The 12,929-nt window shown below is 73.3% G+C and carries 13 protein-coding genes; 5 read left to right on the plus strand and 8 right to left on the minus strand.

Going from position 1 to position 12,929, the window contains the following annotated elements:
- The first annotated feature begins 69 nt into the window (after nt 1–69).
- Entirely contained in the window at nt 70–1,041 is a 972-nt protein-coding gene (locus tag IF73_RS0110755; protein WP_324616076.1) for a helix-turn-helix transcriptional regulator, read from the plus strand.
- A 136-nt stretch (nt 1,042–1,177) separates the two neighbouring features.
- On the opposite strand, the gene IF73_RS0110760 is transcribed toward IF73_RS0110755, so the two are convergent.
- The 3 genes from IF73_RS0110760 to IF73_RS0110770 form a co-directional block, all read right to left on the minus strand.
- Nucleotides 1,178–2,779 (minus strand): GNAT family N-acetyltransferase, encoded by a 1,602-nt coding sequence (locus IF73_RS0110760; protein ID WP_031006033.1) that lies wholly within the window; start codon nt 2,777–2,779, stop codon nt 1,178–1,180.
- A 76-nt stretch (nt 2,780–2,855) separates the two neighbouring features.
- The gene (locus tag IF73_RS0110765; RefSeq protein WP_078868008.1) at nt 2,856–3,194 is read right to left on the minus strand and encodes a hypothetical protein; all 339 of its coding nucleotides are present in this window, start codon (nt 3,192–3,194) and stop codon (nt 2,856–2,858) included.
- Nucleotides 3,195–3,444: 250 nt separating this feature from the next.
- Entirely contained in the window at nt 3,445–3,819 is a 375-nt protein-coding gene (locus tag IF73_RS0110770) for an ArsR/SmtB family transcription factor (RefSeq protein WP_199806635.1), read from the minus strand.
- 93 nt (nt 3,820–3,912) lie between these two features.
- On the opposite strand from IF73_RS0110770, the gene IF73_RS0110775 reads away from it, so the two are divergent.
- Nucleotides 3,913–4,974 (plus strand): permease, encoded by a 1,062-nt coding sequence (locus IF73_RS0110775; RefSeq protein WP_051716664.1) that lies wholly within the window; start codon nt 3,913–3,915, stop codon nt 4,972–4,974.
- Between the two features lie 123 nt (nt 4,975–5,097).
- On the opposite strand, the gene IF73_RS0110780 is transcribed toward IF73_RS0110775, so the two are convergent.
- On the minus strand, nt 5,098–5,463 hold the full coding sequence (locus IF73_RS0110780) for an ArsR/SmtB family transcription factor (protein WP_037878816.1): 366 nt from the start codon (nt 5,461–5,463) through the stop codon (nt 5,098–5,100).
- A 142-nt stretch (nt 5,464–5,605) separates the two neighbouring features.
- On the opposite strand from IF73_RS0110780, the gene IF73_RS40950 reads away from it, so the two are divergent.
- Nucleotides 5,606–5,779 carry a hypothetical protein gene (locus tag IF73_RS40950; protein ID WP_158821973.1) on the plus strand — a complete coding sequence of 58 codons (174 nt, stop codon included), beginning with the start codon at nt 5,606–5,608 and terminating at the stop codon, nt 5,777–5,779.
- A gap of 15 nt (nt 5,780–5,794) precedes the next feature.
- Entirely contained in the window at nt 5,795–7,000 is a 1,206-nt protein-coding gene (locus tag IF73_RS0110790) for a pyridoxal phosphate-dependent aminotransferase (RefSeq protein ID WP_051716665.1), read from the plus strand.
- Nucleotides 7,001–7,146: 146 nt separating this feature from the next.
- Here the strand turns inward: IF73_RS0110790 and IF73_RS0110795 are convergent, their stop codons facing one another.
- Nucleotides 7,147–7,509 (minus strand): ArsR/SmtB family transcription factor, encoded by a 363-nt coding sequence (locus IF73_RS0110795; protein ID WP_031006046.1) that lies wholly within the window; start codon nt 7,507–7,509, stop codon nt 7,147–7,149.
- Between the two features lie 40 nt (nt 7,510–7,549).
- Complete coding sequence (locus IF73_RS0110800; RefSeq protein ID WP_031006048.1) at nt 7,550–8,605, minus strand: flavin-containing monooxygenase; 1,056 nt, start codon at nt 8,603–8,605, stop codon at nt 7,550–7,552.
- Between the two features lie 108 nt (nt 8,606–8,713).
- Here IF73_RS0110800 and IF73_RS0110805 point away from each other — a divergent pair, with 108 nt between their 5' ends.
- Nucleotides 8,714–10,108: an NAD(P)-binding domain-containing protein gene (locus tag IF73_RS0110805; RefSeq protein WP_031006050.1), complete on the plus strand. Its 1,395-nt coding sequence runs from the start codon at nt 8,714–8,716 to the stop codon at nt 10,106–10,108.
- A gap of 354 nt (nt 10,109–10,462) precedes the next feature.
- Here the strand turns inward: IF73_RS0110805 and IF73_RS0110810 are convergent, their stop codons facing one another.
- Together IF73_RS0110810 and IF73_RS0110815 are read right to left on the minus strand one after the other, a co-directional pair.
- Nucleotides 10,463–11,113: a fasciclin domain-containing protein gene (locus IF73_RS0110810; RefSeq protein ID WP_031006052.1), complete on the minus strand. Its 651-nt coding sequence runs from the start codon at nt 11,111–11,113 to the stop codon at nt 10,463–10,465.
- A gap of 140 nt (nt 11,114–11,253) precedes the next feature.
- Nucleotides 11,254–12,840, minus strand: a complete 1,587-nt coding sequence (locus tag IF73_RS0110815) for a molybdopterin-dependent oxidoreductase (RefSeq protein WP_031006054.1) — start codon at nt 12,838–12,840, stop codon at nt 11,254–11,256.
- Nucleotides 12,841–12,929: the final 89 nt, after the last annotated feature.

A 12,929-nucleotide genomic window follows, 5' to 3' on the forward strand; every position in this document is an offset into this window, starting at 1 on the left:
TCGCCAATGGACTGACGAAGGTGTCTCAGTTGTTGAGACACGGGCCGGGGGGTCGCTGTGCTGGCGAGTTTGGGACTGGATGCGGACGCCGAGACGGTCTACCGCCTGATGCTCACGCACCAGGACTGGGGTGTCGCGGAGCTGGCCGGCCATCTGGCCCGCCCGGAGTCGGAGATACGGGAAGCGCTGGACCGACTCGCCGAACTCAACCTCCTGCGCCGCTCGCTCCAGGCCCCCGGCGGCGTGCGCCCCGTCAGCCCCAACCTGGGCTTCCAGCTCCTGCTCCAGCGCCAGCAGGCGGAACTCCTGGCCCAGCAGCAGCAGTTCGCCGAATCGCAGGCCGCCATCAGTACCCTGCTCGCCGAGTACGCCGAGCTGCGCACCGGTGAGCGGCACGGCGTCGAGTACCTCCAGGGCATCGACGCCATCCAGGCACGCCTCGAAGAGCTGGCCCACCGCAGCACCCACGAGTGCCTGTCCTTCATGCCCGGCGGCGCCCAGTCCGCGGCCAGCCTGGAGGCGAGCCGGCCCCTCGACGAGCAGCTGATGCGGCGCGGCGTGCGGGTCCTGACCGCCTACCTCGACAGCGTCCGCAACGACAACCCCACCGTCGAGTACGCGCACTGGCTGCACGACAACGGCGGCGAGGTGCGCACCGTCCCGGCCCTGCCGCTGCGGATGGTGCTCTTCGACCGCGAGGTCGCCCTGCTCCCCGTCGACCCGGACAACACCAAGAAGGGGGCCGTGCAGCTGACCGGCCCCGGCGTCATGACCGCCCTGGTCTCCCTGTTCGACCAGGTGTGGGAGCGCGCGGCACCCCTCGGCAGCGTCCGCGACCGGGACGACGCGGGTCTGACCGCCCAGGAGCGGGAGCTCCTGCGCCAGCTCACGCAGGGCGCCACCGACGAGATCGCCGCGAAGAAGCTCGGCATCGGCCTGCGCACGGAGCGCCGGATCATGTCCGAGCTGATGGCCCGGCTCGGCGCCCGCAGCCGCTTCGAGGCCGGCGTCCTCGCGGCCAAGGCCGGCTGGACGGACTGAACCGGCCCGCCGACCGACCGGCCCCCCGGCGGCGCCTCCGCCGGGAACGCGCCCGGCCGGCCCGGTGCGCGAGGCACCGGACCGGCTCTACGGGGGCGGTGTGGAGTCGTGGTGAGGAGCGGACCCGGATCGCGGGTCAGCCGCAGCAGCCGCCCTCGGGCTGCAGGGGCTTGATCGGCTCGTAGGCCGTGCTGCCGAGCAGCTTCGCCTTGAGCCGGCCGATCGCCGTCGTCGGCGCCGCTTCCTCGGCGGTCGAGCCGAGCGCCTCGCGGCGGGCCTGGCCGTAGGCGGCGTGCAGCTCGGCGACCTTCGGCCGGAGCGCGGCGTCGGCGACCAGGACGACGGAGCGGATCTGCCCCGGACGGAAGCCGCGCAGCCGCTTGGCCTCGTCCGCGCCCGGGCCCGCCTCGATCGCGGTGACGCCCTCGGCGAAGGCGTCGCGCAGCGGACGGTCGAGGGCGATCTCGAAGTACACGCCGCTGCGCTCGCCCAGCGCCTCGTAGTCGAAGCCGGCCCACTTCACGAAGAGCCGCTTGCCGCGCCGGACCATCACCGAGGCCGCGACCACGGCGTCGTCCTTGTGGACGAGGTACGCGCGGATGTCGGCGCCGCCCTCGACCAGCGAGGTCAGCAGGGCGCCGATGTGCGCCTCGTCCTCGCCGCCCTCGTACTTCTGGCGGTTGTGCGTCACGAGCTCGGTGATCCGGCCGATCAGCGGGCGCAGCTCTTCGCCGTCCTTGCGCTCGATACGGGTCCCGGAGTTGTCCGCGCGCTCGCGATCCTCCTTCACGCGGCGCCGCTTCCGGGCCGGCAGCGAGGCCAGGTAGGCGTCGTAGCTGTCGTGCTGGAGGTCGAGCAGGTTGTTCTCGCCGTGGAAGGCGATGTCGCCGCCGTACGCCTGGAGCGCCAGGGCGAGGACGTCGCTGTACGCGCTGTTGTGCAGCCACGGGGCGGTGATCGAGCGGATTCCGGCCTCGATCGCCGCCGGGACGATGTGGTCGACCAGGTCGGCGACGAGCAGCGGGTCCTCGACGGACGCGGTCGCCTCGGAGCGGTAGCCGAGCGGGGAGCCGAGCAGCAGCGACGGGAAGAACGCGTCGGAGCCGAGAGCCTCGACGGTGTCGGTGGCGGACTCGCAGCACGAGGAGGTGGCCGAGCAGCAGGCGGCGGTGCCGTCCTTCGGCTGCCAGCCCAGGAGCGTACGGGGGTCGGCGTCCACGATCGGGTCGACGTCGAAGACGTACCCCGGCAGGAAGGCGACGTCGCCCTCGCCGCGGTCGGCGACGGTGTGCCAGGCCTTCGCGCCCTTCAGGCTCTCCTCGGTCGCCGTCAGCCAGTCCACCTGGGCGTACGGGGTGGGGTCGGTGGCCTGCGGGATGCCGCCGCCGAGCGCCGCGACCGCGTCGTCCAGGGAGAGACCGGTGCGCACCTGGGCGGGCTCGGCCTGCTCCTCCTGGGGGCCGCAGCATCCGGAGGCCGCGACCGGCTCGGGCTCGGCGGGGCCGCAGCAGCCGGAGGCCTCGGCGGGCTCGGGCTCGGTGGCAGGGGCGTCGCAGCAGCCGGACGCCTCGACGGGCTCGGGCTTCTCGGTCTCGCTGCCGCAGCAGGAGGACGCCTGCTCCTCGGCGGCCTTCTCGGCCGGCTCGGGGGTCGAGCAGCAGCCGGTGGAGGCGGACTCGACGACCGGGAGGACCGGGGCGGGCTCCTCGGCGGTGGTGCTGCAGCAGGTGGTGCTCATGGGTGCTCTCCTCGTGGGGTCAGCGGTGCGCGGGGGTGCGGGTCGGGTGCCCGGCGGGAAGGGCGAGGGGTGGTGGTCAGTCCCAGCCGGCGCCGTCGGTGGAGGGGTCGGTCGGGACCGAGTCCCAGCCGGCGCCGTCGGTCGTCGCGGGGGCCACGTCCCAGCCGGCGCCGTCGGTGGAGTCGTCGGTCGTCGCGGGGGCGATGTCCCAGCCCGCGCCGTCGATGGAGGAGGCGAGGACGACGGGGGCCACGTCCCAGCCGGCACCGTCCGTGGAGTCGGTGGGGACGGTGTCCCAGCCGGCCCCGGCGAGGGCGGGGAGGGCGGTCGCGCCCAGGGTCGAGGTGGCACCGAGTCCGATCACGGCGACGAGTGCGGCGGTGGCAAGACGCATCGAGGTACGCGAAACAGACATGGCTCTCCCCTGGGCGATGACGGTGGCTTTTTGTCGACCGGCGGCCTCGGCGGCCTTTCCCGGTGTCCCGGGGGCTTGCCGCCCTTCCGGTGTTCATGAGTCTGTCCGAGCCCACCCAGGGCGTGGAAGGGATCACCGGTGGCATGAACTGCGCCCGGCATCCACCTGCCTGGAGATGCCGAAGGGCCGGTCCTCCTCGCGTGACGCGGGGATGAACCGGCCCTTGGGGAAAGGGTGTTGTCGTGCCTGGTCAGCTCGCTGCGAGGAGCTGGGGCGACGGGTCGAGCGCCTGGCAGAGCACGCTCATGCTCTCCGGGGCGATCCGGTAGTAGGTCTGGCGCCCGCGCTTCTCGCGCTCCAGGAACCCGGCCTCGTACAGCACCCGCAGGTGGTGCGTGACGGTCGGCTGGGTGAGGCCCAGGGGTTCGGTGAGGTCGCAGGTGCACGCCTCGCCGCTGGGCTGGGAGCGGATCAGGCCGAGCAGGCGCAGGCGGGTGGCGTCCGCCACCACCTTCAGGGCGGTCGCGAGATCGTCGGCGGCCTCGGGCGTGAGCGGGCCGGCGAGCACGGGGGAGCAGCACAGCTCCGAGATCGACGTGGGCATACCGGACTCAACGATGGTCATCTATGAATTGTTCCCGAGATTCATTGACAGTCATCTATGAGTTCCGGCAGAGTCTGACCCATCGACAGCCGTCTATGAATTGCTGGAGCCCCCGTGATCGACACCGTCCTCGACGTCCTGTGGCGCACCGCCCAGGACGTCGGCCACTCCCTCTCCGCCAACTGGCCGTTCCTGCTCATCAGCGTGGTCCTGGCCTCGGCCATCCCCGTCTACATCGGGGCGGACCGCCTGTCGGCCTGGATGCGCCGCAAGACCGCGGTCGCGGTGCTCGGTGCGATCGTCCTGGCGACCCTCACCCCGTTCTGCTCCTGCGGCACGACCGCGGTCGTCCTCGGGGCGCTCGCCTCCAGCGTGCCGTGGGCCCCGGTCGTCACCTTCATGGTGGCCTCGCCGCTGACCAGCCCCGAGGAGTACGTGCTGTCGACCGGGCTTTTCGGCTTCGACTTCGCCACCACCTTCTTCGTGGCCGCGATGGTCCTCGGCGTCTTCGCCGGTGTCGTCACCTGGCTGATCGAGAAGACCGGCTGGCTGGAGGGGCAGGCGCGTCTCACCGCCCACCAGGCGGAGGAGAAGGCGTCCGAGAGCTGCTGCGGCGACGAAGGCGAGATCGAGGGCTCCGGTGGCGGCGTCTCGGCCGGCGGCGGCGTTCCTGCCGGTGGCGGCGGACTGGCCCGTACGGCCCTGCTCACCCGTCCGGTCGCGCCCAAGCCCGTTCCCGCGCCCGCTCCGGCCGGTGTCGTGGAGCGCTGGAAGCTCAAGGAGTTCGGTGAGGAGCTGAAGGTCAACGTCAAGCGCCTCGCGCTCTACTTCCTGGGCTTCGCCACCCTCGGCTTCCTGCTCATCAACTCGATCCCGACGCACTACCTCACCGAGTTCCTCGGTGACGGCAACGTCTTCGCGGTCCCGGTCGCCGCCCTCATCGGCATCCCGGTCTACCTGAACTCCGACGGCTCGCTCCCGCTCGTCGCCACCCTGATGCAGGGCGGCATGGGCCCCGGCCCGGCCCTCGCCTTCCTCGTGACCGGTGCGGGTACCAGCATCGGCGCCATCAGCGGCATGCTCCTCATCGCCCGCTGGCGTGTCGTCGCCCTGGTCGTCGGCATCCTCTTCACCGGCGCGCTCGTCCTGGGCTACACGGCCCCCATCTGGCTCTGAGTCCCCCATGGGCCGGCCTTCGGCGCCGGCAGGCTTCACCAGCACTGTGTAAGACGGCAACGGCCCGCCCCCTGGCTTCGGGGCGGGCCGCAGCCGTTTCCGCGTACTCGGCTCCGCGTGTTCTCAGCAGCGCGAAGGCGTGCAGGCCGCACTCCGCATCCCCGCCAGTGGGCCGATCAGGTGCTCGATCCGGTCCGGGCGGACGAAGTAGTAGACCTCGTTCGCGCGCCGTTCCGAGGCGAGGATGCCGGCCTCCCGCAGCTTGCGCAGGTGGTGGCTGATGGTCGGGCCGGTCAGATCGAACTCGGCGGCGATCTCGCCCATGCAGACCTCGCCCGCCGGGCAGCAGGCCACGATGCTGGCGATCCGCAGGCGCACCGGGTCCGCCAGGGCCTTGAACATGACCGACAGCTCCTCCGCCTGATCCGGTGTCATGGGGTCGGGGCAGCAGGATCCGGACGGGGGTTCGGTGGTCAGGGGCTCGATCATGCGGCCCAATGTGGCCGATGGCGGCGCGCCGCGTCCAGAGTCGCCCGCCTTCCGGACCGCCCGCACCCAACTCATTGACAGTCATCTATATGTCACGCCATACTCATCTCATAGATAAGCGTCTATGAATCGAGGTCGCGTCATGCCGTCTCTCCTCACCTCGCTCCGCCGGCTCCGCAGTGCCCGCCGCTCCGCCCGCACCACCGACGTGCGCTTCTGTGACGGCTGCGTGGAGGTCGTCGACCGGGGCGCCCGCGCCGCGGCCCTCCGCCGGGGCCACGAAGCCACGCTCGGTCACTTCGCCGTCCGCCTCTGACCCGTGAGGAACCCCGTGAACCCGCTCCGTCCCGCCGCGCGTGCCGCCGCCGTCCGGCCCTCGGCCACCGCCGCGCTCGACGCCCAGGCCAAGGCCCTCGTCGCCGAGGGCGTCGACGTCATCAACCTGACCAGCGGCGAACCGGCGTTCCCGACCGTCGAACCCGCCGCCCGCGCGGCGGAGAGGGCCATAGCCGAGGACTTCACCCGCTACACGCCGGCCGCCGGCGTCCCCGCACTCCGTACGGCGATCGCCGCGCACCTCAACCGCCACGGCGCGGCGTACGAGGCGGCACAGGTCGTCGTCACGGCGGGCGCCAAGCAGGCCCTGCACCACGCCTTCACGGCCCTGCTCGACCCGGGTGACGAGGTGCTCGTCCCCGCCCCGTACTGGGTCAGCTACCCCCACCTCATCGCCCTGGCCGGGGGAGCCCCGGTCCCCGTCCGCCCCGCTCCCGGCGCCGGCCTGAAGGTCACGCCCGAGCAGGTCCGGGAAGCGGTCACCGACCGCACGAGGATCCTGCTCCTCAACAGCCCCGCCAACCCCTCCGGCGTCGTCTACAGCCGCTACGAACTGGCGGCCCTGGCCGCAGTGGCCGTCGAGCACGACCTCGTCATCATCAGCGACGAGATCTGCGACCACTGGGTCTTCGGCGACGCCCGCTTCGCCTCCGTGGCCGCGCTGGGCGCCGAGATCGCCGCCCGCACCGTCACCATCGGCGGCGTCTCCAAGACCTTCGCCATGACCGGCTGGCGCATCGGCTGGCTCGCGGCCTCGGCCGAACTGGCCTCCACCGTCACGGCCCTGCAGAGCCACACCGCCTCCGCGCCGTCCTCCATCGCCCAGCGGGCCGCCCTCGGCGCACTGACCGCCGACCTCGGCGCCGAACTGGAGCGCCGCCGCTCCGGACTCGATGCCCGCCGCCTCGCGACCGTCAAGGCGATCGGCGACATCCCCGGCCTGCGGGTCGACGGCAACCCGGAAGGCGCCTTCTTCCTCCTCGCCGACGTCAGCGGCCTGTACGGGAAGACCTGCGCCGGCCGCACCATCACGTCGGCCGCCGGCTTCGCCGAACTCCTCCTGGCCGAAGCCCAGGTGGCGGTCGTCCCCGGCGCCGACTTCGCCGCCCCGGACCACGTCCGCATCTCGTACACGGTCCCGCCCGAGCAGCTCGACGCGGCACTCGGACGCCTCGCGGGGTTCGTGAGCGCGCTGTCCTGACGGCCCGGTTCCGCCCTCGCGGAGGGGCGTCGGCCGCCACGGCCGGCGCCCCTCCGCGTTTCGGCGCTCGGCGGTCGCCGCTCCACCCACCGCGCGAGCGCGCGGAAGGCGGCCGGGTGTTCCAGCGCCGCTGCCGTCGTTCGTCCTCAGGCGGAGGTCGACGGGCTCAGCAACTGCCCCATCGCCGCGAGGACCCCCGGCTCCACCCGGTAGTACACCCAGGTCCCGCGCCGCTCGGAGGAGAGCAGCCCGGCCTCCTTCAGCTTCTTCAGGTGGTGGGAGACGGTGGGCTGCGAGACGCCCACGTCCGAGATGTCGCAGACGCACGCCTCGCCGCCCTCGTGGGAGGCGACGGCGGAGAACAGCCGCAGGCGCACCGGATCGCCCAGGGCCTTGAACATGACCGCGGTCCGCTCCGCCTCCTCGGCCGTCAGCGGGCGTTCCGTGAGCGGCGGGCAGCACGGCTCGACGGCGGGCTGGAGCAGCGGGAGCGCCTTCACGTTCGACATACGCCTATGTTGACACATGTCGAAACAAGAGCCCAGGGAGTCACCGTCGGCCCAGGGTCCGGGCCAGACGCCGGGCGGCGCGCCGGGCATCGCGGCCGACGCCGCGCAGGGACGCGGACGACAGGCTGCGCTGCCACTCCAGCCCCACGTGGGCCAGGCGGGGATGGGCGAGCGAAGAGCCGTCCCGGTGCCGGGGTCTGCCGGTCCCGTCGAGGGCGTCGAGCGGGGCGAGGTAGCCGAGGTCGGGCAGGTAGCCGGTGGCCAGGATGATCGTGTCGACCTCTTCCCGCGTACCGTCGGCCCACGGCACGGTCGAGCCGTCGAGGCCGGTGAACAGGGGGTGCCGGTCCGGCCGGCCGGCGGCGAGGGCGGCCCGGTAGCGGCCGTCGTCGATGACCGCCATCGTCGCCGGACGCCGCTGGAGACGACCGAGCGGCGCCGCGTCCGCGCCGGTGACCGTGAGCCAGAAGTGCAGGTCACGCCCGAGCGGCCGCTGGGGGAACCAGCGCACGGGCGCCCGGCTCGCCAGGCTCACCCGCGCCACATCCGCGAGCTCGACCGCGACCTGCACCGCCGAGTTCCCCGCGCCGACCACCACGACCCGCTGCCCCGCGAACGGGCCCGGTGCGCGGTACTCCGAGACGTGCAGCGCCGTACCCGTGAAGGTGTCGAGCCCGGGCAGCGCGGGCCGGTTCGGCCGGCCGAAGCCGCCCGTGGCGGTGACCACCGCGCGGGCGCCCAGCGCCTGCCCGTCGGCGAGGTCGAGCTCGAAACCCTCCCCGGCCGGGCGCACCGCGGTGACGCGCCGCCCGGTGCGGAGGTCGGCGTCCAGGCGTCCGGCGTACCGCGTCAGGTAGGCCACCACCTCGTCCCGGCGCGGATAGCGGTCCGGGTCGCCGCCGAAGGGCAGGTCCGGCAGGGAGCTGTACCGGGCGGGCGAGAACAGGGCGAGGCTGTCGTAGTACCGCGGCCACGAACCGGCCGCCCGGTCCGAAGCCTCCAGGACCACCGGCCTGAGCCCTTCGCGCAGCAGGCTGTGTGCCGTGGCGAGGCCGGACTGGCCGGCTCCGATGACGGCGACGTCGAAGCGGTCCATGGGCATCACTCGATTCGATGAATGTCTATGTTGACGTCTATCGATATCCGATGCATGCTGAGAGCGCAAGAGATCGACGGACGTCGAAACATAAGGGGACCTCTCGTCATGAACGCCGCCATTGAGCAGCTGCCCGTCGTGGTCGTCGGAGCCGGCCCCACCGGCCTGGCCGCCGCCGCCCACCTCGTCGAGCGCGGCATCGAGCCGCTGGTCCTGGAGGCCGGGCCCACGGCGGCCGCCGCGGTACGCGAGTGGTCGCACGTCCGGCTGTTCTCCACCTGGGGCGAGCTCACCGACCCCGCCGCCGAGAAGCTCCTCGCCCCCACCGGCTGGACCAGGCCCGACGCGAAGACGTACCCCACCGGCGGCGACTGGGCGGACCGCTACCTCCAGCCGCTCGCCGACGTCCTCGGCGACCGCGTCCGCACCGGCGCCCGCGTCACCGGCGTCTCCCGAGCCGGCCGCGACCGGATCGTCGACGCCGACCGCGACGCCCAGCCGTTCGCCGTCCACGTCACGTACGCCGACGGACGCGAGGAGCGGCTCACCGCCCGCGCCGTCGTCGACGCCTCCGGCACCTGGGCGGTCCCCAGCCCCGCGGGCGCCGACGGCCTCCCGGCGCTCGGCGAACGCGCCGCCGCCGACCGGATCTCGTACCGCGTCCCCGACCTCGCCGACCCCGCCGTCCGCGCCCGGTACGCCGGCCGGCGCACCGCCGTCATCGGCTCCGGCGCCTCCGCCTTCACCGCGCTCGCCTCCCTCGCCGCCCTCGCCCGCGAGGAGGCGGACACGAAGGCGGTCTGGATCCTCCGCCGGGGCCTGTCCGGTGCCACCTTCGGCGGCGGCAGCGCCGACCAGCTCCCCGCCCGCGGCGCCCTCGGCCTCGCCGCCAAGGCCGCCGTCGACGAAGGCCACGCCGACGCCGTCACCGGCTTCCGTACGCAGGCGATCGAGCGCGACGGCGACGGCCGCCCGGTCCTGGTGGCGGAGGACGGCCGCCGCCTCGACCCCGTCGACGAGGTGATCGTCCTCACCGGCCTCCGCCCCGACCTGTCCTTCCTGGACGAGCTCCGCCTCGGCCTCGACGACCGCCTCCAGGCCCCCACCGCCCTCGCCCCGCTCATCGACCCCAACCAGCACTCCTGCGGCACCGTCTACCCCCACGGACACCGCGAACTCGCCCACCCCGAACAGGGCGTGTACCTCGTCGGCATGAAGTCCTACGGCCGCGCCCCCACCTTCCTCGCCCTCACCGGCTACGAGCAGGTCCGCTCCGTCGTCGCCGCCCTCGCGGGCGACCTCGACGCCGCCGACCGCGTCGAACTCACCCTCCCCGAGACCGGCGTCTGCGGCGGCTCCGGCCTCTACGACGCCCCCGCCACGCAGTCCGCCGACCCCGGCGGCTGCTGCGCCCCGCCGGCCCCCCAGCTCGTACAGCTCGCCGCTCCGTCCGCCCTGCCCCTCGCCACCGAGCAGCCCACGGGCGGCTGCTGCGGCTCGTAACCGAAACCGACGCCGCCGCACCCGAGGTCGGGACCGCCCCCATGGACCGGTCCCGGCCCGCGACCGTGACGGCGGGCTCGGGCCATCTGCGGGCGGGCCGCCGCCACGCAACTTGGTGTACGACTCCGGCAAGGGCGGGAGCGAGCTCGAAGCGAAGCTCCCGCAGGAGGCGACCGCGCCGGCCGGCTGCGGCACGATCGGACACGGGGGTGCCTGATCGGCACCGACGAACCACGGCTGACGGGCCCGGCCGGCGTCATGACCGCCCGGTCTCCCCGGTCGATGCCGGGGAGACCGGGTTCCTCGGGCCCGCGATTCTCGGGTCCCGGGTTCCTCAGGCGCCCGAGCCGGTCGTCACTTGGGCATGAGGACGGTGTCGACGATGTACACGTGGGCGTTGGCGGTCTTCACGTTGCCGCAGACGACCTTGGAGGTGTCGTTGACGGTGTAGTCCTCGCCGGAGCCCTTGGTGGTGATCATGCCCTTCTGCAGGGTCTCGAAGCTGCCGTTCTCCAGCTGCTGCGGCGTGAGCTTCTGACCGACGACGTGGTAGGTGAGGATCTCGGTGAGGGTGGCCTTGTCGGCGAGGACCTTGTCGAGGTCGGCCTTCGGGATCTTCGCGAAGGCGTCGTTGGTGGGTGCGAAGACCGTGATGTTCTCGGCGTTGTTGAGGGTGTCGACGAGTCCGGCCTGCTTCACCGCGGTGACGAGCGTCGACAGGGCCGGATTGTTCGACGCGGCGGTCGCGACGGGGTCCTTGGCCATGCCGTCGAAGGAGCCCGCACCCTCCTTCGGCACGCCGGCGCACGCCGGGCCGAAGGGCTGGTCGTCGGTCATCGGCGCCTCGGAGGGGCTGCTCGCCGGCGTCGTCGCCTCGTCACCGGCGGCTGCGGAGGAAGCGGCCTCGGTCTTGCTGCCGGAGTCGGAGCACGCGACGAGGGAGAAGGGCAGCAGGGTGGCCGCGGCGACGGCGAGCGCGGTGCGGCGGAACTTCATGCTGTTCATGATCAGTTGCTCCTTGAAGGGCTGTTCTCTGGGTTGTCGGTGTACGGGTTTCGGTGCACGGGTGGTGCTGTCCCGGGCACGGCCTGCCGGCCCCGCCGGGGGGTCTACGGGTGGTGGTCCACGCGTGGTCCACGGGTGGTCTAGGTGACGGTGACGAACACGCTGTGCCGGCCGCTGGGCCCGTCGGGGACGGTGCGGGTACGGCGCTCGGTCTGGACCTGGCCGGTGCCGTCCGTGGCGCGAACGGTGAGCGTGTGGCTGCCGGGAGCGGCGTTCCAGCGGTAGGACCACTGGCGCCAGGTGTCGACGGTGTCCTGCGCGGCGAGGTCGGCGTCCCGCCAGGGACCCTCGTCGACGCGGACCTCGACGCGGGTGATGCCGCGGCGCTGGGCCCACGCCACCCCGGCGACCGTGACCGGGCCGGCGGCGACGCGGGCGAACGGCTTCGGGGTGTCGATGCGGGACTGCGTCTTGACCGGGGCCCGGCGGGCCCACTTCCGCTTCACCCAGTACGGGTCGTAGGCGGCGAAGGTGGTGAGCTCGATGGACTCGATCCACTTGCAGGCGGACACGTAGCCGTACAGGCCGGGCACGAGCATGCGGACGGGGAAGCCGTGGTCGAACGGGAGGGGTTCGCCGTTCATGCCGACGGCGAGCATCGCGTCCCGGCCGTCCATGACGTCCTCCACCGGGGACCCGAGCGTCATGCCGTCGACCGAGCGGGCCACGAGCTGGTCGGCCCCGCCGCCTTTCGACGGCGGCCGCACCCCGCACTCCTCCAGCAGGCCGGCCAGGGGGACGCCGAGCCAGCGGGCATTGCCGAGGTACGGCCCCCCGACCTCGTTCGACACGCACGTCAGCGTGATGTCCCGCTCGATCAGGGGGCGGGCCAGCAGCTCGTCGAGGGTGTAGGTGCGGGCGCGTGCCACGCCCTCCCCGTGGATCCGCAGGCGCCAGGTCCGGGCGTCGACCTTGGGGACGACCAGCGCGGTGTCCACGCGGTAGAACTCGCGGTTCGGTGTGACGAAGGGGCTGATGCCGGGCACCTTCAGCTGGACCCCGGCCGGCACCGATGGCGCCGGTGACGCCGGGGCGGGCAGCGCGAGGCCGTCGCGGGAGGCGACGGCGCCCTGCCCCCGCTGCCCGGCCAGGAACCGGCCGAGGACGCCCGCGCACGCGGCCGCCCCGGCCGTGACGGCCGCCGAAGTTAGAAACGCGCGCCGGTTCCAGCCTTGCTCGCCGTCGTTCCCCGGCGACACGACGCCCCTCGCAGGGACCGCCCTGCCCGCCAGCATCCACAGCGCCGCGGCCCCCGCCAGCGCGCCGGCCACGGACGGCAGCACGTCCAGGGGACCGGCGTCCGGACGGCTCACTGCCGCCCCCACCCCGACCAGACCGAACACCAGGATTCCCGCCGCGCCGCCGGTCCGGTGCCGCAGGGCCGCCACCCCCAGCCCCATCGCGATCAGGGCGAGGACGGCGAGGATCCCGAGCTGCAGGACCGTCTTGTCGCTCTCGCCGAACGTACGGATCGCGAAGTCCTTCACCGGAGCCGGCGTACGGTCGATCACCACCCCGCCCACGACCGTCACCGGCCCGGCCTCCGGACGGACGAGTCCAGCGGTCAGCTCGGCCATGGCCAGTGCGGAGAACCCCGCGACCAGCCCGGCCGTCGCGCCGGGCCACGCTCTGCTGCTGAGGGTGCGGAAGCTGCTCACGTCGGGGATTCGGCGACTCCCGCACCGCGGATGGGTCACTCATCCGAAAGAGGGGCGGCCGAGACGCACTTGACGGCAACGGCCACGCCACGGCCACG

This window comes from Streptomyces sp. NRRL F-5727, assembly GCF_000719555.1.
Classification (GTDB): Bacteria; Actinomycetota; Actinomycetes; order Streptomycetales; family Streptomycetaceae; genus Streptomyces.

Coding starts and splice junctions, on each gene's coding strand:
- IF73_RS0110760 (WP_031006033.1), bottom strand. CDS start 2,779: ATGAGCACCACCTGCTGCAGCACCACCGCCGAGGAGCCCGCCCCGGTC.
- IF73_RS0110765 (WP_078868008.1), bottom strand. CDS start 3,194: ATGTCTGTTTCGCGTACCTCGATGCGTCTTGCCACCGCCGCACTCGTC.
- IF73_RS0110770 (WP_199806635.1), bottom strand. CDS start 3,819: ATGACCATCGTTGAGTCCGGTATGCCCACGTCGATCTCGGAGCTGTGC.
- IF73_RS0110780 (WP_037878816.1), bottom strand. CDS start 5,463: ATGATCGAGCCCCTGACCACCGAACCCCCGTCCGGATCCTGCTGCCCC.
- IF73_RS40950 (WP_158821973.1), top strand. CDS start 5,606: ATGCCGTCTCTCCTCACCTCGCTCCGCCGGCTCCGCAGTGCCCGCCGC.
- IF73_RS0110795 (WP_031006046.1), bottom strand. CDS start 7,509: ATGTCGAACGTGAAGGCGCTCCCGCTGCTCCAGCCCGCCGTCGAGCCG.
- IF73_RS0110800 (WP_031006048.1), bottom strand. CDS start 8,605: ATGGACCGCTTCGACGTCGCCGTCATCGGAGCCGGCCAGTCCGGCCTC.
- IF73_RS0110805 (WP_031006050.1), top strand. CDS start 8,714: ATGAACGCCGCCATTGAGCAGCTGCCCGTCGTGGTCGTCGGAGCCGGC.
- IF73_RS0110810 (WP_031006052.1), bottom strand. CDS start 11,113: ATGAACAGCATGAAGTTCCGCCGCACCGCGCTCGCCGTCGCCGCGGCC.